16 protein-coding genes, 3 tRNA genes and 1 riboswitch are annotated in these 18,963 nt (G+C 73.1%); of the genes, 12 read left to right on the forward strand and 7 right to left on the reverse strand.

The annotated features are described in order from the left end of the window. Positions 1-9: 9 nt before the first annotated feature. Positions 10-1,035 carry a sigma-70 family RNA polymerase sigma factor gene (locus ACIG47_RS20985; RefSeq protein ID WP_397433025.1) on the reverse strand — a complete coding sequence of 342 codons (1,026 nt, stop codon included), beginning with the start codon at positions 1,033-1,035 and terminating at the stop codon, positions 10-12. 96 nt (positions 1,036-1,131) lie between these two features. Between ACIG47_RS20985 and ACIG47_RS20990 the strand changes: the two genes are divergently transcribed. Then, positions 1,132-1,668 carry a carboxymuconolactone decarboxylase family protein gene (locus tag ACIG47_RS20990; RefSeq protein ID WP_397418908.1) on the forward strand — a complete coding sequence of 179 codons (537 nt, stop codon included), beginning with the start codon at positions 1,132-1,134 and terminating at the stop codon, positions 1,666-1,668. A gap of 55 nt (positions 1,669-1,723) precedes the next feature. Here ACIG47_RS20990 and rarD read toward each other — a convergent pair whose 3' ends face one another. Continuing rightward, positions 1,724-2,626: an EamA family transporter RarD gene (gene rarD, locus ACIG47_RS20995; RefSeq protein WP_397433026.1), complete on the reverse strand. Its 903-nt coding sequence runs from the start codon at positions 2,624-2,626 to the stop codon at positions 1,724-1,726. A 125-nt stretch (positions 2,627-2,751) separates the two neighbouring features. Between rarD and ACIG47_RS21000 the strand changes: the two genes are divergently transcribed. The 7 genes from ACIG47_RS21000 (at position 2,752) to ACIG47_RS21030 (ending at position 6,817) form a co-directional block, all read left to right on the forward strand. Continuing rightward, positions 2,752-2,833, forward strand: a tRNA-Tyr gene (locus ACIG47_RS21000). Positions 2,834-3,058: 225 nt separating this feature from the next. Then, positions 3,059-3,131: transfer RNA gene (locus ACIG47_RS21005), tRNA-Thr, on the forward strand. 52 nt (positions 3,132-3,183) lie between these two features. Next, positions 3,184-3,260, forward strand: a tRNA-Met gene (locus ACIG47_RS21010). Positions 3,261-3,343: 83 nt separating this feature from the next. Beyond that, complete coding sequence (rpmG, locus tag ACIG47_RS21015; protein ID WP_013837798.1) at positions 3,344-3,514, forward strand: 50S ribosomal protein L33; 171 nt, start codon at positions 3,344-3,346, stop codon at positions 3,512-3,514. Between the two features lie 26 nt (positions 3,515-3,540). After that, on the forward strand, positions 3,541-4,026 hold the full coding sequence (locus ACIG47_RS21020; RefSeq protein WP_397418912.1) for a MaoC family dehydratase N-terminal domain-containing protein: 486 nt from the start codon (positions 3,541-3,543) through the stop codon (positions 4,024-4,026). After that, positions 4,023-4,445 carry a MaoC family dehydratase gene (locus ACIG47_RS21025; protein WP_397433028.1) on the forward strand — a complete coding sequence of 141 codons (423 nt, stop codon included), beginning with the start codon at positions 4,023-4,025 and terminating at the stop codon, positions 4,443-4,445. The genes ACIG47_RS21020 and ACIG47_RS21025 overlap by 4 nt, the downstream gene beginning before the upstream one ends. 113 nt (positions 4,446-4,558) lie before the next feature. Continuing rightward, the gene (locus ACIG47_RS21030; RefSeq protein ID WP_397433029.1) at positions 4,559-6,817 is read left to right on the forward strand and encodes an N-acetylmuramoyl-L-alanine amidase; all 2,259 of its coding nucleotides are present in this window, start codon (positions 4,559-4,561) and stop codon (positions 6,815-6,817) included. A 78-nt stretch (positions 6,818-6,895) separates the two neighbouring features. On the opposite strand, the gene ACIG47_RS21035 is transcribed toward ACIG47_RS21030, so the two are convergent. Next, a complete protein-coding gene (locus ACIG47_RS21035; protein ID WP_397418918.1) occupies positions 6,896-8,236 on the reverse strand; it encodes a C39 family peptidase in 1,341 nt (446 codons plus the stop codon). Positions 8,237-8,372: 136 nt separating this feature from the next. Continuing rightward, a riboswitch (TPP riboswitch) is annotated at positions 8,373-8,478 on the forward strand. On the opposite strand from ACIG47_RS21035, the gene thiC reads away from it, so the two are divergent. After that, complete coding sequence (gene thiC, locus ACIG47_RS21040; RefSeq protein ID WP_397433030.1) at positions 8,476-10,230, forward strand: phosphomethylpyrimidine synthase ThiC; 1,755 nt, start codon at positions 8,476-8,478, stop codon at positions 10,228-10,230. (Overlaps the previous riboswitch by 3 nt.) 78 nt (positions 10,231-10,308) lie before the next feature. On the opposite strand, the gene ACIG47_RS21045 is transcribed toward thiC, so the two are convergent. Beyond that, a complete protein-coding gene (locus tag ACIG47_RS21045; protein WP_397433031.1) occupies positions 10,309-11,439 on the reverse strand; it encodes a LacI family DNA-binding transcriptional regulator in 1,131 nt (376 codons plus the stop codon). Between the two features lie 90 nt (positions 11,440-11,529). On the opposite strand from ACIG47_RS21045, the gene ACIG47_RS21050 reads away from it, so the two are divergent. Continuing rightward, the gene (locus ACIG47_RS21050) at positions 11,530-12,774 is read left to right on the forward strand and encodes an MFS transporter (protein ID WP_397433032.1); all 1,245 of its coding nucleotides are present in this window, start codon (positions 11,530-11,532) and stop codon (positions 12,772-12,774) included. Between the two features lie 158 nt (positions 12,775-12,932). Beyond that, positions 12,933-14,126, forward strand: coding sequence for a UDP-N-acetylmuramate dehydrogenase (locus ACIG47_RS21055; RefSeq protein WP_397418926.1), 1,194 nt, complete (start codon positions 12,933-12,935; stop codon positions 14,124-14,126). Positions 14,127-14,183: 57 nt separating this feature from the next. Here the strand turns inward: ACIG47_RS21055 and ACIG47_RS21060 are convergent, their stop codons facing one another. Then, positions 14,184-15,254 carry a L,D-transpeptidase family protein gene (locus tag ACIG47_RS21060; protein ID WP_397433034.1) on the reverse strand — a complete coding sequence of 357 codons (1,071 nt, stop codon included), beginning with the start codon at positions 15,252-15,254 and terminating at the stop codon, positions 14,184-14,186. Between the two features lie 140 nt (positions 15,255-15,394). Next, the gene (locus tag ACIG47_RS21065) at positions 15,395-16,468 is read right to left on the reverse strand and encodes an adenosine deaminase (RefSeq protein WP_397433035.1); all 1,074 of its coding nucleotides are present in this window, start codon (positions 16,466-16,468) and stop codon (positions 15,395-15,397) included. Between the two features lie 183 nt (positions 16,469-16,651). Between ACIG47_RS21065 and ACIG47_RS21070 the strand changes: the two genes are divergently transcribed. Next, positions 16,652-18,625 (forward strand): protein kinase, encoded by a 1,974-nt coding sequence (locus ACIG47_RS21070; protein ID WP_397433036.1) that lies wholly within the window; start codon positions 16,652-16,654, stop codon positions 18,623-18,625. A gap of 1 nt (position 18,626) precedes the next feature. Here the strand turns inward: ACIG47_RS21070 and ACIG47_RS21075 are convergent, their stop codons facing one another. Further along, positions 18,627-18,923, reverse strand: coding sequence for a hypothetical protein (locus ACIG47_RS21075; RefSeq protein ID WP_397433037.1), 297 nt, complete (start codon positions 18,921-18,923; stop codon positions 18,627-18,629). Positions 18,924-18,963: the final 40 nt, after the last annotated feature.

Here is an 18,963-nt window from a genome sequence, read left to right on the forward strand (position 1 = left end):
AGCGCTCGCTCAGGACGGGTCCAGCAGCACCACGCGCATCCCGGCCACGGCGTCCGGCTCCGCCGTGAGGTCGATCGCCGCGACCCGCCCCTCGTGCACGACGACCGTGAACACGAAGCGCGGGATGCCGCCCGGCGCGCCGGCGAACCCGACGGAGCCGTCGATGAGCGCGGGCACCGCGAGCCGGGCCCGGCCCCGGAACGCCTCCGCGACCGCGGCCGCACCGCGGACCTCGCGGGCCAGCAGCGGCGCGCCCCGGTCGGCGGCCGCGGCGGCTGCCTCCACGGCGGCGTGGTCGGCCCGCAGCACCACGTCGGGCGCGAGCACGGCCAGCAGGCCCGAGAGATCGCCCGTGCGCGAGGCCTGCAGGAACGCCTCGACCACCTGCCGGTCGGTGACGGCGGCCCGGCGGCCGGCGTCGGCCCGGGGTGCGGCGCCGGGAGGCGCCGGGACGCCCGTGCTCGACCCGGGTGCGGACCCGGGCGAGGCCGCTCCCACGCCCTCCCGACCCGTGGCACCCGACCGCGCGGCCGCGTCGGACTGCACCCGCCGCCGCCCCCGGCTCGCGAGCTGGCGCGACGCCTCGACCGATCGCCCCAGCACCGGTGCGATCTGCTCGTAGGGCACGGCGAACAGGTCGTGCAGCACGAACGCCAGGCGCTCGGCGGGGTCGAGGCTCTCCAGCACCACCTGCATGGCCACACCGACGATGTCGGCCAGCTCCGCCTCGCGCACCGGGTCCGGGGCGTCGTCGTCGAGGATCTCGGGGGCGGTGTCGTCGGGCCGGCCCGACGGCAGCGGGTCCTCGCGCCGCGTCGAGCGGGACCGGAGCAGGTCCAGGCAGATCCGCCCGGTCACCGTCGTCAGCCAGCCCGCGAGGTTGTCGATGTCGTCGGCGCCCGTGCGGTTCAGGCGCAACCAGGTCTCCTGGAGCGCGTCGTCGGCGTCGTCGGGGTTGCCGAGCATCCGGTAGGCGATCGCGCGCAGGCGCGGCCGGTGCTGCTCGAAGGCGGAGGCGAGCTCGTCGGGGGTCATCTGTCACATCCTGGTTCTCGGGGTCGTCGAAGGGGTGACGGCGCGCAGGGCGCCGGTGTGACAGGCCGGACCTCCGGCCACGACGAGAGGACCGCGATGAGCACCGAGACGACCACGGGCACGACCACCGGCACCATCGACTTCGCCCCCGAGGCGTCCACCACCCCGCACCTGCGGACCGTGACACCCCGCATGACGAACCCGGCCATGATCGTGCCCGGTGCGGTGAAGGCGCTCTACGGCCTGGGCCAGTCGGTCCACGGCCAGGGGGTGCCCGCGAGCACGCTGGAGCTCGTGCACCTGCGGACCAGCCAGATCAACGGCTGCGGCTGGTGCATCGACTACGGCATGCGCGCCGCGCGCAAGGCCGGCGAGTCGGAGGACCGCCTCGCGGCGGTCTCCGCGTGGCGCGAGTCGCCGTTCCTGTCGGACGCCGAGTGCGCGGCGCTCGCTCTCGCGGAGGCCATGACCCGGATCGCCGACAGCTCCGACCCCGTGCCCGACGACGTCTGGGCCGCCGCGGCCGAGCACTATGACGAGCAGGCGCTCGCCGCGCTGGTGATGCACATCGCGGTGACGAACGTGTACAACCGCCTGAACGTGACGGTCCGCCAGGTCCCCGGGACCATGTGATCCGTCCGACGACGGCCCTGGTCGCCGGTGCGGTCGCCGCACCGCGACCAGGGGGTCAGGACAGGCCGGGACGAGGGGCTCGCCGGCTCCGGCGGATCCCGTCGACCGTGAGCAGCACCAGCGCCACCCACACGAGGAAGAACCCGGCCCACCGGGCGGGTGGCATGTGCTCGTGGAACACGAGCACCCCCACCAGGAACTGCAGCACGGGCGCGAGGTACTGGAGCATCCCGACCACGGACAGCGGCAGACGGCGCGCGGCGGCCCCGAACAGGAGCAGCGGCAGAGCGGTCACCACACCCGTGGACACGAGCAGCAGCGAGTGCCCGGCGCCATGCCCCGTGAAGGTGCCGCTGTCGCCCAGCCAGACCAGGTAGGCGAGGGCGAACGGGGTGGCGACCACCGTCTCGACGGCGAGCCCGGGCAGCGCCGCGACGGTGCGGCCCACCCGGTTCTTGACCAGGCCGTACAGGCCGAACGAGAACGCGAGGCACAGCGAGATCCACGGCAGCCCGCCGAGCCCGGTGGACAGCACCACGACCGACGCGACACCGAAGCCGATCGCCAGCCACTGCACGGGCCGCAGCCGCTCGCGCAGCACCAGCACGCCGAGCAGCACGGTCACGATGGGGTTGATGAAGTACCCGAGCGCGGCGTCGAGCACGCGGCCGCTGAGCACGGCGTACACGTACACGCCCCAGTTGACGACGATCAGGGCCGCCGCGACGGTGAACGTGCCCAGGACGCGGGGCGTGCGCAGCGCGGCCCAGAACTCGGCGAGCTGGCGCAGGGCGGTCAGCACGATCAGGCAGAAGAGGAGGCTCCACACGATGCGGTGGGCCACGATCTCGACGGCACCCGCGGGCTCCAGCAGCGGGAAGAAGAGCGGCATCCCGCCCCAGAACAGGTAGGCGCCGATTCCGAGGGGCAGCCCCCAGCGATCCTGGTGTTGTGTCACGCCGTCACCATAGGACTCGGGCGGTCCGGCGAGCCCCGGCCCGGCCTGTGGGGCTCGTCACCAGGCGGGGCGCGATTTCGATTTCTCGCAGACGCGGTCGGGGGGCTATGGTTGGCACCGTTCACGGCTGGTTGCCCGAGCGGCCAAAGGGATCTGACTGTAAATCAGACGGCTCAGCCTTCGGGGGTTCGAATCCCTCACCAGCCACGTGAGTCATGGACGGGAGTCCGGCGTCAGCCGGGCTCCCGTTCGTCGTTCCAGGCGCATCGTCATCGCCGGTGCCGGAGCCGTTCCACGTGCCGCCGCACCAGTCCGGACAGGCCGTCCGGACTGGCCGTGAACCCTTGCCGGGGGCTCGTCCGGGCGGCGCGGCGCACCTCACACCCGATTCGATTTCACGCCAGGCCGGAGGGCATGTAGAGTCTTCCTCGCGCCCCGATAGCTCAGTCGGCAGAGCATCTCCATGGTAAGGAGAAGGTCAAGGGTTCGATTCCCTTTCGGGGCTCTGTGATCGACGCGGGGTCGTCCTCCGGACGGCCTCGCGTTCAGTCACGCGCGGCGGGGTAGCTCAGCTGGTCAGAGCGCACGACTCATAATCGTGAGGTCGCGGGTTCGAGCCCCGCCCTCGCTACCAAGCAAGTACATCCGTCCGGCGTCCCATGCCGGGCGACGAGAAGACACATGGCGCCTCCCTCTCGAGGCGCGGAGGTGAGAGCCATGGCAAGCAAGAGCGCGGACGTCCGCCCGAAGATCACGCTGGCATGCGTGGACTGCAAGGAGCGGAACTACATCACGAAGAAGAACCGCCGCAACGACCCTGACCGCCTGGAGCTGGCGAAGTTCTGCCCGCGCTGCGGCAAGCACACGTCGCACCGCGAGACTCGCTGAGTCTCGTAGGCAGTCGTTCGACCGACGTGGCGAATCCTGACTTCGAGGGCCGGGTCTACCCGGCCGACGCCCCCTACTCCGTAGGCCGCGAGAAGATCCGCGAGTTCGCTGTTGCCGTCGGTGCCACGCACCCCGCGCACCACGACCTCGTGGCGGCGCGGGGTTCTGGCTATCCGGACCTGGTCGCCCCGCCCACGTTCGCGGTCGTGGTGGCGCAGCGTTCCGAGTCGCAGTACATCAGCGACCCGGCCGCCGACATCGACTTCTCGCGCGTGGTCCACGCGGACGAGCGCTTCACGCACCACCGCCCGATCGTCGCCGGCGACGAGCTCACGACGGTGCTGCACGTGGACCGCGTCGTCTCCCGCGGCGCCATCAGCATGGTGACCACGCGCTGCGAGATCTACGCGATGCCGCAGCACGTCGAGGTGCCGTCCCCCGAGGCCGACACCCCCGGCGAGCCCGTCGCCACCGTCGTCTCGACCCTCGCGATCCGGGGAGCGGACGCATGAGCCGCCCCGACCTCGCGACCCTCGCCGTCGGCGACGTGATCGGCACGCGCACGGTCACCTTCGACCGCGCGAACCTCGTCCGCTACGCCGGCGCCAGTGGTGACCTCAACCCGATCCACTGGAACGACTGGTTCGCCCAGGAGGCGGGCCTGCCCGGCGTCATCGCGCACGGCATGCTCACCATGGGCACCGTGGTGGGTTTGGTCGTCGACTGGGCGGGCGACCCGGGCGCCGTCGTCGACTACCAGACGCGCTTCACCAAGCCCGTCGAGGTGCCGAACCCGGGCGTCGCGTCGATCGACGTCACCGGCACGGTCGGTGCGGTCGACGCCGAGGCGGGCACGGTCCGCGTCGACCTCGCCGTCACGGTGGACGGTGCCAAGGTCCTGGGCCGCGCCCAGGCCGTCGTCCGCCTCTGACCCGGGGCGCCCCGGCGCCCGTGTCACGGACTTTTAACCCGCTGCCCCTTCCCGTGCGGGGCCGGATCCGATGTGATTCTCTCGACCGACCTGTCCGACGAGAGGAACCTCGCGTGCCGTCACGACGACGTGTCACAGCCCTGGCCACGCTGGCCGGGGTACTCCTACCGCTCATCCCGCTCTCGGCAGCGGCCGCCCCACCGGGCGGGACGGCGTCGGACGTCGGGACGGTCGCCTGCGCCCCCGTGCTCGCCGCCGGTTCGCTCGACGAGTCGTTCGACGCCGCGGCGTCGGCCACCGGGGTGCCGGCCGACCTGCTCAAGGCCGTCTCCTACCTGGAGTCCCGCTGGGACCAGCACGCCGGCCAGGCGAGCACCGACGGCGGATACGGGGTGTTCAACCTGGCGGGTGACGCCGGCCCGGGCCACGCGCACGGCGACGGCCTGCCCCTGTCGGCCGTCAACGACAAGCCCGGCCCGGCCCGCACGGGCACGTCCGAGCTGGCCCGCGCGGCGGCGCTGACGGGTCTGGACCAGGCCACGCTCCGGTCGGACGCGCAGGCCAACGTGTGCGGTGGTGCGGCGCTGCTCGCCGCCTACCAGGCCCAGGCGGTCCGCGACGGCGCGGCAGAGACGGCCACGAAGACGGCCACGTCGTCCGCAGACCTGGGTGCCTGGGAGGACGCCGTGTCCCGCATGAGCGACGTCGACGGTTTCACGGCGAACGTCTACCGCACGCTGCGCGACGGCGCGGGCACCACGACCCCCGAGGACGGCGCGGTGATCCTCACCGGCAACCCGGACGTCGCCGTCCCGGGAAGCGCCCTGGCGAGCGACCCGCAGGCCGACTGCCCCGCGGACCTCGGGTGCGAGTGGCTCCCGGCGCCGTACGAGAAGGGATCCCCGGACCTGCCGGACGGCACCGGCGACTACGGCAACCACGACCAGGCCGACCGCACCGGGCAGGGTGGCCCGAGCCTCGACTACATCCTGATCCACGACACCGAGACGGCCTATCAGCCCAGCGTGAACCTGGTGCAGGACCCGACCTACCTGGCGTGGAACTACACGCTGCGCTCGTCCGACGGGCACGTGGCCGCACACCTGGACCCGGCCGACGTCGGCTGGCACGCGGGCAACTGGTTCCTCAACATGCACTCGATCGGCCTGGAGCACGAGGGCTGGGCCGGCACGGGCACGTGGTTCACGGAGGCGATGTACCAGTCGTCGGCGGCGCTGGTGCGCCACCTCGCGGCGGAGCACGACATCCCGCTGGACCGGGCGCACGTCATCGGCCACGACCAGGTGCCGGGCATCCTGCCCGGGTACACGAAGAACGTGCACTGGGACCCCGGCCCGTACTGGGACTGGGACCACTACTTCGAGCTGCTGGGCGCGCCGATCGGCGGTGACCTGGAGGCGACCACGGACGTCGAGCCGGGCGACGTCGTCGAGGTGCGCACGGGGTACGCCGACAACGTCAACGTGGTCACGGGCTGCGAGGAGGCGTCGCCGGGGTCCGGCGCCTGCGTCGAGGGTGCGGGCACCAACTTCCGGTACCTGTACCAGGCGCCGTCGGCCGACGCGCCCCTGGCCAAGGACCCGGGCTGGAAGCCGGACGGCGCGAACGGCACCACGTACGCGAGCGACGTGAGCGCGCGCGTGCAGTCCGGGCACAAGCTCGTCGTCGACCGGGTCGAGGGCGAGTGGCTCGGCGTGTGGTGGGCCGGGTCGCTGGCCTGGCTGCACAACCCGGCCGACCGCCCGGTGGTGGTGCCGGCGACGGCGAAGACGGTCACCGTGGCGGGCGACGCGCCGGCGCCGGTCTTCGGCCGGGCCTACCCCGAGGCAGCCGCGTACGAGGCGCACCCGGACGTGCCGGTGCAGCCCGTGACGCCCATCGAGTACACGGTGGGCGTGGGCCAGACCTACGCCGTGGCCGACGACGACGTGCCCTCGGACTACTACCGCGCCACGACGTTCGACGGCTCGGGGCCGGGCGACCGCACGGTGGTCCGGGGGCAGGACGTGTACTACCAGCTCTGGCTCGCGCACCGGCACGTCTTCGTCAAGGCGGCCGACGTCGAGCTCCACGACCCGGTGGTCGCGGACGTGTCGGGACCCTCGATCGAGGGCCGGCCCAGCGTGGGCCGGATCCTGACCGCCGACGCCGGCACCTACCTGCCGCACGACGTCGACGTGGCCTACCGCTGGCTCCGCGACGGTGAGCCGGTGGCCTGGGCGACCGGCAGCCGCTACCTCGTGACCGGCCGGGACCGGGGAGCGGACCTCACGGTCCGCGTCACCGTCTCGGCCCCGGGCCACACCTCGGCGTCCTACACGTCCGACCCGCTCCCGATCCCGCCCCGCTGACCCCTGGCGCCGTTGAGTGCGGGACATTCGCCCTTCCGGCACACGGAAAAGGGCGAACATCCCGCACTCGACGGAGGGCTACCAGTTCGGGGTGAGGCCCGGGACCCTCCGGGGGAGGTCGACGTCCTTCGGGTGGTACACGTAGGTCAGGCCGTCGGTCGAGGTCTGCCAGACGCGCTCGAAGTTCTCCCGCGTGTACACGACCCGCACCGCGTCGTTCGTGGCGCCGTGCGGGTCGTTGAGGATCGGGTCGCCGTCGGCCGTGAACCCGCGCAGCACCACCAGGTGGCCGTCGGTCTCGTACCCGGCCTCCGGCATCTCCTCCGCCGTGAAGTTGATCGAGAGGACCAGCGGGATGCCGGCCGCGACGAACCGCTCGGCCTCGGCGAGGGAGCGCAGCCGGGTCACGAACGACGTCAGCCCGAACCTGTTCGCGTAGGCGGCGTTGAACGGCCAGTTGCCCGCGCCCTCGTAGGCGTAGTCCCAGGTGTTCATCGCGGCGTAGTCGACCTGCGGGTCGCCGTTCGGTGCCTCGATGCCCTCCAGCTCCTCGGGCGGCACCTCGCGCCCGTAGGAGTAGATGACCATCGTGGACGACGTCGGCGAGCACCACACCTGGCCGCCGCCGCCGAACTCGGGGTACTCGCCGCGGTGGATGTTCTGGCTGAACTGCGGCACGTCGAGCACGACCTCGCGGCCCAGCGTGAAGTCGCTGGTGCCGGTGTAGTGCGTGTCGGGCAGGTACTCGTTGGTCATGGTGGTCACGGCGTCCAGCCGCGGGGACACCCGGGCGCCCTCCGGCCGGTACAGGGTGACGCGCGTCTGGAACGCGTGCGGCTCGTGTCCCGACTTCGCGACGTACGTGTCGGTGAACAGGTACGCGTCGTCGTCGGCCTGGCCGTTGACGGAGGTGCGGTGGATGTCGCCCACGCCGCCGTCCGCGGGGGAGAAGTCGTCGCCCGAGGCCCAGCGCCCCATCACGAACCACTTCGTCCACGCCCCGTCGGCCTTGCGCCCGCGGAACTCGATCTCGACCCACGTCCCCGTCGGCGTCCTCGCGTTCCACGAGCTCACCGACTCGTCGACCGGGTACCCGGTCTCGACCACGGGCGACGTCCACCGGCCCGTCTCGTAGCGCACGGCGCCGCCGTCGCCGAACGGGTCGGTGTACTCGACCACCGCACCGCCCCGGCCCAGCACCAGCCCGCCGCGGGCGTCCGCACGCAGGTTGGTGGTCTCACCCGCGCGGAGCTCCCGCACCCCGTCCCACGCGGTGAGCGTGATCCGGTTGTCCGACGCCGCCACGTCCGGTGCCGAGCCCGCGGGCACGGCGCTCGCCGTGATCCCTGCCTGCATCACGAGTGCTCCTGTCGTCGCCAGCGCGAACGCCGTGGTCCGCAACCTTCTCCGTACCGACATGCCTGCCTCCAGGCTTCGGGGCCCACGTCCCGGTGAGCGAGCCGTCGACCTTCTCTATCAGAGCGGACGCGGGCGCAGAAGTGTTTTGGGCACGGCCGAAGAAGACCCGCACGGTGGCACGGTGCTAACGTCGTCCGCGATCCCACGGGTGCCCCGCGCAGGGGCTGAGATCGGGCTGGACGGCCCGGGACCGTTGAACCTGTCCGGTTAACACCGGCGTAGGAAGCAGGAGTCTGATGATGGAGCACACCCCTTCCCGCACGCTCGCGTACGAGCACGGCACCGATCCCGGGCACGACGCCGGCCTGCGGGTGCCGGTCACCGAGATCACGCTGGCGCCGTCCCCCGACGGCAGCCCGAACCCTCCGGTGCGGGTCTACCGCACGCAGGGTCCGGGCTCCGACCCGGTCCGCGGCCTCGGCCCGGCCCGCGAGCCGTGGGTCGTGGCCCGGGGCGACACCGAGGAGTACGACGGCCGCCGCCGGGCCCTGGCTGACGACGGACGCGGCGCGGTGCGTCGCGGCGCCGCGACCCAGGAGTGGCAGGGCGAACGACGTCGCCCGCGCCGGGCGCTGCCCGGCCGGCGGGTGACCCAGATGCACTACGCGCGCCAGGGCGTGGTCACCCCCGAGATGCGGTTCGTCGCCCTGCGCGAGGGCTGCGACGTCGAGCTGGTCCGCAGCGAGGTCGCGGCCGGCCGGGCGATCATCCCGAACAACGTGAACCACCCCGAGTCCGAGCCGATGATCATCGGCAAGGCGTTCCTCGTGAAGGTCAACGCGAACATCGGCAACTCCGCCGTCCACAGCTCGATCGCCCAGGAGGTGGAAAAGCTCGAGTGGGCCACGAAGTGGGGCGCCGACACCGTGATGGACCTGTCCACCGGCGACGACATCCACACGACGCGCGAGTGGCTGCTGCGCAACTCGCCGGTCCCGATCGGCACCGTGCCGATCTACCAGGCGCTGGAGAAGGTGAACGGCGACGCGAGCGCGCTGACCTGGGAGATCTACCGCGACACGGTGATCGAGCAGTGCGAGCAGGGCGTCGACTACATGACGGTGCACGCCGGCGTGCTGCTGCGGTACGTGCCGCTCACGGCGGACCGGGTCACGGGGATCGTGAGCCGCGGCGGCTCGATCATGGCCGGCTGGTGCCTGGCGCACCACCAGGAGAACTTCCTCTACACGCACTTCGACGAGCTGTGCGAGATCTTCGCGGCCTACGACGTGGCGTTCTCCCTCGGTGACGGCCTGCGCCCCGGCTCGCTCGCCGACGCGAACGACGAGGCCCAGTTCGCCGAGCTGGACACGCTCGCCGAGCTCACGAAGCGGGCCTGGACCCACGACGTCCAGGTCATGGTCGAGGGCCCGGGCCACGTCCCGTTCCACCTGGTGCGCGAGAACGTGGAGCGGCAGCAGCAGCTGTGCGACGGCGCCCCGTTCTACACGCTGGGCCCTCTGGTCACCGACGTCGCGCCCGGCTACGACCACATCACGTCCGCCATCGGCGCCACCGAGATCGCCCGGTACGGCACGGCGATGCTCTGCTACGTGACGCCCAAGGAGCACCTCGGCCTGCCGGACCGTGACGACGTGCGCACGGGCGTGGTCACCTACAAGATCGCCGCGCACGCCGCCGACGTCGCCAAGGGACACCCCGGTGCGCGAGACCGGGACGACGCCCTGTCCAAGGCCCGGTTCGAGTTCCGCTGGCGCGACCAGTTCAACCTGTCGCTCGACCCCGAGCTGGCCGAGGCGTACCACGACGAGACGCTGCCGGCCGAGGCGGCGAAGACCGCGCACTTCTGCTCGATGTGCGGACCCAAGTTCTGCTCGATGCGCATCTCGCAGGACATCCGCGACGAGTTCGGCGGGGCGCCCGCCCAGGCCGCGCTCGCGGCCGCGGCGGAGGAGGGCATGGCGGCCAAGTCCGCGCAGTTCCGTGCCGCGGGCGGCGAGGTCTATCTCCCGTCCCCGCAGCTCCGCCCCTGACCCGTCCCCGTTGAGTGCGGGATGTTCGCCCTTTCTCGTGTGCCAGAAGGGCGAACATCCCGCACTCGACGGGGCGTGTTACGGGAGGTCGCTCAGGTCCGGGACCGGGCCCGTCGTGGTGCCCTCCACGAGGGTGACCGGGAGCAGCACCGACTCCGGCTCCTCCCCGGCGAGCAGCGCGACGACGGCCATGCCGAGCGCCCGGCCCTTCTCGACGAGCGGCTGGTGCACGCTGGTGAGCACGTCGGGGGACAGCCACGGCAGGTCGAGCCCGTCGAATCCGGCCACGGACACGTCCTCGGGGACCCGCAGGCCCAGCTCACGCGCCGCGATGACGGCCCCGGCGGCCAGCAGGTCGGAGTGCGCGACGATCGCCGTCGGCCGGTCCCGTGCAGGAGCCCACTCGGACAGGATCTCGGTGGCCGCGTCGCGCCCGTGCTCCACGAGCGACGCCGGCGTCTCCCACGACATGACCGGCTCGATGACGTCGCGCACGCCGGCCAGCCGGTTGCGGGTGGGGGTGCGTTCCGCGGCGGCCAGGCGGTCGGCGTCGACCAGGCCCGACCGCTCGTCCCGCCCGAACGGCAGCGCGATCTCCGCGATCCGCGTGTGCCCCAGCTCGACGAGGTGCCGCACGGCCTCGGCGGCACCGTGCCGGTCGTCGACGCCGACCACGGGCACGCCGGGTACGTCCTGCCCCTCGCCGATCACGACCGGCACGCCTCGGCGCTGCAGCGCCGCGAGGTTCGGGTCGTCCGGCAGCGTCCCCCAGACGAGCACGGCCACGTCCATCGCGGCGGCCTCGACCAGCGGGTCGACGGCGGCGGGCAGCCCCGCCTCGGCGGCGAGCCCCACGGACTGCGCGGTGGCGCCCTGCGGCATGCCGGGGATGAGCAGCACCCCGAGCCCCTGCTCGCCGATGGCCGAGACCAGGCCGTGCAGCACCTGGGTCGAGACCGGGTCACGGAAGGACCGGCCGAGCTGGTCGCCGATCACCACGCCCACGATGCCGGACCGGCCCGACCTGAGCTGCCGCCCGAGGGGGTTGGGTCCGGAGTAGTCGAGCTCGCGCGCCGCGGCCAGCACCTTCTCCCGCGTCTCGGGAGTGATCGGGCCGGCGCCGGAGAAGGCGAGCGAGGCGGTGGAGACGGAGACACCTGCCAGCTCGGCGACCCGGGCGAGGGTCGGTCGTACGGTCTGGCGGCTCATCGCGTGTCCTTCTCTCGCCTCGCGGAATCGGCTGGGCTGATCCCAGGTTGTGGCCTACGGTCGGGAGATTCAATCGCACCGAGGAGTTCCGTGCCTACTGCACACGCCGCCGCCCGCGCGGTCTTCGTGGTCTTCGCCGCCAGCGGGTTCGCGTTCGCGAGCTGGGCGTCCCGCCTGCCGGCCGTACGCGACGGCCTCTCCTTCTCCGAGCAGGACATGGGCCTGCTCCTGCTCACCGGCTCCATCGGCTCCGTCGCGGCGATCCCCCTGTCGGGGCTGGTCGCCGAGCGGATCGGTACCGCGCGGACGGTCCTCTCGTTCGCCGGGCTCCTGGTCGTCGGCCTGACCGTCGCGGGCGTCGGGGTGGCGCAGGGCGAGCACCTCGCGGTGCGGCTCGGCCTGGTCCTGTTCGGGGTGGGCGCCGGCGTGTGGGACGCGGCGATGAACCTCGAGGGTGCCGCCGTGGAGCAGCGGCTGGGGCGTGCGGTGATGCCGATCTTCCACGCCGGCTTCTCGTTCGGCACGGTGCTCGGGGCGGGCGTCGGGGCCCTCGTGGCGACGGCGGGCGTCCCGGTGCTCTGGCACCTGGTGGCGGCCGGTGTCGTGGCGTTCGCCTCGGTGGTGATCGGGACCCGCTGGTTCTCGCCGAGCGTGGTCGCGGCAGCGCTGCCCGACGGCACGGCGACCGCGGGGACGACCGGCGCGGACGGCGCCGACCCGGGGGAGGTGACCCCGCCGTCGTCCGGCGTGGCGGGGCTGGTCGCCGCGTGGCGTGAGTCGCGCACCCTGGCCATCGGCCTCGTGGTGCTGGCCGCCGCGCTGACGGAAGGCGTGGCGAACGACTGGGTGGGTCTCGCGGTGGTGGACGGGTTCGGCACCTCCGACGGCATGGGCGCCGTGGGCCTCGCGGTCTTCCTCACGGCCATGACCACCGCACGGCTGGCCGGTACGCGGGCCATCGACCGGTTCGGCCGCGTGCCGGTGCTCGTGCTCTCCGCGCTCCTGGCGTTCGTCGGCGTCCTGACGTTCGCGCTGGTGCCGGTGCTGTGGCTGGCCCTGGTCGGCGTCGGCCTGTGGGGGCTGGGTGCCGCGATGGGCTTCCCGATGGGGATGAGCGCCGCGTCCGACGAGCCGCGCCGGGCCGCGATGCGCGTCGCGGCGGTCTCGACCATCGCCTACACCGCGTTCTTCGTGGGGCCGCCGCTGATCGGTTTCGTCGCCCACACGACGGGCTATCGCCTGGCGGTCCTCGTGCTGCTCGTCCCGATGGTGCTCGGCCTGGCCGTGGCCCGTTCGGTCCGTCCGCTGCCGTCCGCGGCCGGTGTGAAGAGGTAGTGCAGGGACGGGCACGGCCCCGGAGTGCCGGGCAGGCCCGCCAGTGCGAGCATTGAACACGTCTGCCGACACCGGAAGGTTCCAGATTTGGCAGACATCACCCACGCCATGTCGAAGATGTGCACAAATCCAACGCGTCAGGTAGATAGGCTTGCACGGTGAGCCCATACCCGGCAGACACCGTCCAGGCGCAAGCGGTGGCGCCCAGCCTCGCCGACCTCACCACGCTCCGCGTGGGCGGCCCGGCCGCCTCGTACGTCGAGGCCGAGGAGGAAGCAGCCCTGATCGAGGCGGTGAGCACCGCCGACGACGACGGCGTGCCGCTGCTCGTCGTGGGTGGCGGCTCCAACCTGCTGGTGGCTGACGAGGGCTTCGACGGCGTGGTCGTGCGCGATGTCCGCGGGGGGATCACCGTCGAGTCCGCCGACACCTGCGGCGGCGCCGTGATCAGCGCGCCGGCCGGGCAGAACTGGGACGCGCTCGTGGAGCGTGCCGTCGACGAGGGCTGGGTCGGCGTGGAGTCCCTGTCGGGCATCCCGGGGACGGTCGGCGCCGCACCGGTGCAGAACATCGGCGCGTACGGCCAGGAGCTCTCCGGTGTGGTCTCCCTGGTGCGCACCTGGGACCGGGCGGAGCGGCGGGTCCGGACCTTCTCGGTCGGTGAGCTGGGCTTCGGGTACCGCACGTCGCTGCTCAAGCACTCCATGCACAGCGAGGGCCGCGAGAGCGACCCGCTCGCGCCCTGGTACCCCTCGCCGCGGTACGTGGTGCTCAGCGTCCAGCTCCAGTTCCGGCTCGGCACGCTGTCGGCACCCGTGGGCTACGGGGAGCTGGCCCGTCGTCTCGGCGTCGAGGTGGGGCAGCGCGCGCCGATGAAGGACGTCCGCGAGACGGTGCTGGGCCTGCGTGGTGGCAAGGGCATGCTGCTGGACCGGCCCGCCTTCGGTGCGGAGCCCGACCACGACCGGTGGAACTCCGGCTCGTTCTTCACCAACCCCGTGATCCCCGTGGAGCACCTGGCGCACCTGCCCGAGGACGCCCCCCGGTACCCCGTCCGCTCGTCGACGCCGGAGACGTCGACCGGTCCGAGCCTCGGCGCCGTCGACCCCACGCTCGTGAAGACCAGCGCGGCATGGCTCATCGAGCGCGCCGGCTTCGGCAAGGGTTTCGGCCTCGCGGGGGAGCAGAGCCCGGCCCGCCTGTCGACCAAGCACACGCTCGCCATGACCAACCGGGGCGGGGCGCGCGCCGAGGATGTCGTCGCGCTCGCGCGCGCGGTCCGCGACGGGGTCCGCGACCGGTTCGGCGTGACCCTCGTCCCGGAGACGGTCCTGGTGGGCGTCTCCCTCTAGGAGATCCCGTACGCGCCGGGCGTTCCGGTCACCGAGGTGACCGGAGCGCCCGACCCGTCAGTAGACGACCACCGGCGTGCCCGACGGCGCGCCCCAGGTGTCCCAGATCCAGTCCATCGCGCTGTTCGACACACGCACGCAGCCGTGCGACGCCGGGAACGCCGGCACCGACGCCGAGCCGTGCACCGCGATGCCACCCGTGAAGAACTTGGGCCGCCACATGTCGCCCAGCTCCAGCGACGACGAGTACATCCGGTTCTCCTCGCGGTACACCGCGAACGAGCCGCGCGGCGTGTACGCCGTGTAGGTGGCGCCCTTCGCCTCGTACGTCTCCCCGTTGCCGGACGACGCGTTGATGATCTTGACGACCTTGCCGTTCTCGACCGCGAGCACGAGCTGCCGGTCGATGTCGATCTCCAGCACCTTGCCCGAGGACGTCTGCGCCCGCGGCACCACGCCCTTGTCGGCAGCCTGCTGCGTGACGTCGCCGACCACGCCGTCGCGGTAGAGGCCGCCGGCCTTCTGCAGCGCGAACACCGCCTGCTGCGTCTCGCTGCCGAACGCGCCGTCGACGGAGGTCACGAAGTACCCCAGGTCCTGCAGCCGCTGCTGGAGGGCGCTGACGCGCTCACCCGTCTCGCCGAGCTCCACGTAGTCGGGCTTCTCCTCCTCCGCGGAGTCCTTGCCGTCGCCCTTGCCCTCGTTCTCACCCTTGCCGTCGCCCTTGCCGCCGGACTGCTCGTCCCCCTGGGACGAACCCTTGCCGGGCTGCTCGTCGTCGGTGCCGTCCTCGTCGTTGCCCGCGCCGTCCCCGGCGTCGCTCGGGTCGTCGCTCGGCTCGGCCGTCGTGCCGTCGTCGGTCGGCTCGCCGGAACCCTCGGCGCCGTCGGAACCGTCCGTGCCGTCCTCACCGGCCGTCGGCTCGCCGGCCCCCGGCTCCGCCGAGCTCCCGGGATCCGTGCCGGGGCTGCTCTCGGCCGGGGCGCTGCTCGCCCCGGCGTCCGACGGCGGCTCCTCCTGGTCGCCGCAGGCGGACAACAGGCCCGCCGTCAGCGCCACGGCGCCCAGCGTGCCCAGGACCCTCTTGCCGACGGTCCGGCCCGCACCAGGGGCCGGCCTTGCGTGCATTACCCGCATCGTGACTCCTCCTCGGCCGCACCTTCTGGGGTGGCGCGGCACCGCACCCGCGAGACGACGTCGTCCCCTCGCGAGTGTCCTGTATCTCTAACCGACGCGCGGCCGCTCAGGATGGTTGGGTAGGTCTATCGTCACCCAATCGTGACAGTGCCACGCGCCGGGAGGGTGTTCAGGGTGTCGGCGGGGTCGGGCGCCAGCAACCACGCGTCGACGTCGGCCAGGAGCCGCGCCTTGGTGCCCTCGGACGCCCGGCTCGCCCGGATGGACGACGCCGCCAGCGCGGCGAGCTCGGCGTCCGTGAACCCGTGGGCGTCGCGCGCGATCTCGTACTGGTCCACGAGCCGCGAACCGAACAGGAGCGGGTCGTCGGCGCCGAGCGCGACCAGGGCGCCGGCGTCCACCAGCGTGCGCAACGGCACCTCGGCCGCCTCCGCGTAGACGCCCAGGCCGATGTTCGACCCCGGGTTCACCTCCAGCGCCACGCCGCGCTCCACGATGCCGGCCAGGACCCGCTCGTCCTCGGCGGCGCGCACGCCGTGCCCGATGCGGTCGGGGACGAGCTCGCGCATGACCTCGCTGATGTGCTCCGGCCCCAGCAGCTCGCCGCCGTGCGGCACGGCCGCCAGGCCGGCGCGGCGTGCGATGTCGAAGGCGGCCGCGAACTGTGACGTGTCCCCGCGCCGCTCGTCGTTGGACAGCCCGAAGCCCACCACGTCGCCGACGCCGTCGCCGGCGTGGCGGGCGGCCAGCCGGGCGAGGGTGCGGGCGTCGAGCGGGTGCTTCATGCGCGACGCCGCGACGATCACGCCCACCTCGATGCCGTGGGCGGCGCTCGCGGCCTTGGCGGCGTCGATGACGATCTCCACGGCAGGCGTGATGCCGCCGACGAACGGTGCGTACGACGTGGGGTCCACCTGGATCTCGAGGCGCCGGGAGCCCTCGGCGGCGTCGTCGGCCGCGGCCTCGTGGACCAGGCGGCGCATGTCCGCCTCGGAGCGCACGCACGCCCGGGCGGCGTCGTACAGGCGCTGGAAGCGGAACCAGCCGCGCTCCGTGGCCGGCAGGCGCAAGGGATCGTTGTCGACGAGCGCCTCGGGCAGCCGGACACCGTATGCGGCGGCCATGTCGACGAGCGTCGGCACCCGCATGGATCCGGTGAAGTGCAGGTGGAGGTGCGCCTTGGGGAGAAGTGCGAGGTCGCGCATCTGCGTAGTCTGGCAAAGCGACGGGGTGGCGGCAGCCGCGATCGTGATACTCCGCACTACTCACACATCCCGTCTGTCATCGTTGGTGCGCTCGCGCCCCGCTACGTATCCTGAGAAGGACATGCCCCAGATAGCCGAAATGACTGATTTGCTCGATGCGCACCCATGGACACCGGTGAACCAGTGAACGAAGAGAACACGGGTGAGGACACCGCGGCAGACCTCCCCGTCCACGTCGTCCTCGGCGAGAAGTACGAGCTGGTCGACGTCCTCGGCACCGGGGCGACCTTCACCGTCTACGACGCGCAGCGGGTAGCACCGCCGGTCGTTCCCGAGCCCCCGGCGGACGACGCCGACGCGGCCAGCGGAGCACCGGGCGACGACGGAGCCGCGGACGGCGACGGAGCCGCGGACGATGCGGCCGCGGCGGGCGACGCCGCCGACGAGGCCGCCGTGCAGGGCGCCGCCGCCGACGAGGACGACGAGTCCGGCGAGGGCGCCGCCGCGACAGACGACGCCGAGGCGACGGCGGAGGCCGAGGCGGGCGCGGTGCCCGGCGAGGACGGGTCCGCCCCGGCCGCCGAGGCCGACGCGGACGCGACGCCGGACGTGCCCGGTCCCCCGGAGCCGGACGAGCCCGAGGACCCCTTCGACCAGCCGCTCGTGGTCAAGGTGCTCCATCCGCACCTGGTCGACGACGAGAACGCCCGCGCCTCCCTGCGCCGCGAGGTCGAGGCCTCCGCCCAGGTGGACCACCCAGGTGTCGTGAAGGTCCTGGACTCGGGCGAGGAGGACGTCGCGGGCGCGGCCGTGCCCTGGACGGTCATGAACCGGATGCCGGGCGTGTCCCTGTCCGAGCTCGCCGGCGACACCGGCCTGCCCTGGCGCGACGCGCTGGTGATCATCGACGGCCTGCTGGAGGCGCTGGCCGCCGTGCACGCGGCCGGCCTGGTGCACCGCGACGTCGCGCCGCGCAACGTCATGGTCGACAAGCGCGCCGACGGCACCTACGCCGTGGGCCTGATCGACCTGGGCCTCACCCGTCCCGCCGGCGGCGAGGGTGACGGCGACACCGTGGCCGGGTCGGTCATCGGCATGTCCCCGGAGCAGGCCCGCGGCAAGCCGCTCGACGCGCGCAGCGACATCTACGCCGTCGGCGCGCTCGCGTACTACGCGCTGACCGGGCACGCGCCGTACGAGCGCGCCAACGCCGAGGACGTGCTGCGTGCGCACGTGAACGCGCCCGTGCCCGCGGCGTCGGCCCGTCGTGCCGCGGTGCCGGCCTCGGTGGACCGGCTCGTGTCGCGGGCGATGGCCAAGGACCCCAACCGCAGGTTCCCGACCGCCGAGTCGATGCGGGAGACCGTGACGATCCTGCTCGGCGGGCCCGCGGGCCGGATGGGCACCAGCGACGAGACCATGCAGCTCGGCGTGGGTGCGGGCGGTACCGAGGTCATCGACCCGGTCACCGGCGCGGCCGGGTCCGGCACGATGAAGCTCGGGCAGGTGGTCGACGAGACCGAGCGCACGACCATGATCGGGGCCGTCGGTGCGGGGGCCGCCGGTGCGGCCGCCGTCGGCGCGCTCGGTGCTCAGGACGCGGCCGCGACCGTGCCGCCGCCGATGGTGGACCCGCCGGAGGAGGAGAAGTCCTTCTGGCAGAAGATGACCACCGGCCGGGGCCGCGTGGTCACGATCATCGTGTTCGCGCTGCTCGTGTTCGGCGGTGCCGGCCTGGTCATCGCCGGCATGCTCTCCGACGACGGCGGTGCGCCCGCGGTGACGCCGAGCAGCACGCCGTCGTCGCCCGAGCCCTCCCGGACGCCGTCGCCGACCCCCACCCCCACCCCGACGGAGACCGACGAGGAGGTGGCCCCGCCGCCGGCCTACACGCCGTCGCCGACCCCCACCCCGACGCCGTCGAGCTCGCCGTCGCCCTCGGCCACCCCGAGCGAGGAGCCGACCCCTTCGCAGGAGCCGACGCCGTCGCAGGAGCCGACTCCTTCCCAGGAGCCGACCCCCTCGCAGGAGCCGACGCCGTCGCAGGAACCGTCCGCCGACCCGAGCGTCCCGGTCGAGGAGCCCTCGCCGGACCCGACCGGTGGTGGCGAGGCGGGCGCCGGCGGAGAGACGGGGGCGGGCACCACCAGCCGGTGAGTCAGAGCGCCTTCAGGCGCTCCTTGAGAGCCATCGCGGCCCGGGCCCGGAGCATCGGTCCTTCGGCCTCCTCGTCCGACGCCGCGGCCGCGACCGTCGCCATGTGCGCCGCGAACCGGGCGTCGGCCGCGGCCAGGACGGCGTCCGGGTCGGCGCGGTAGGCCTCGGTGACCTCGTCCAGCGTGGCGTCGTGGAAGGTCACGCCCAGGGTGTCGATCGGCAGCGCGACGTCGTAGATCGCTGATGCGACCGCCGCCTCGACGCGTGCCGTGATGTCGTTCTTGACCGAGTTGTCCATGTGGGCAACGTACCGGCAGCGACCCGTACCCGTCCCCGAA

This window comes from Promicromonospora sp. NPDC052451 (assembly GCF_044547525.1).
Taxonomy (GTDB): domain Bacteria; phylum Actinomycetota; class Actinomycetes; order Actinomycetales; family Cellulomonadaceae; genus Promicromonospora.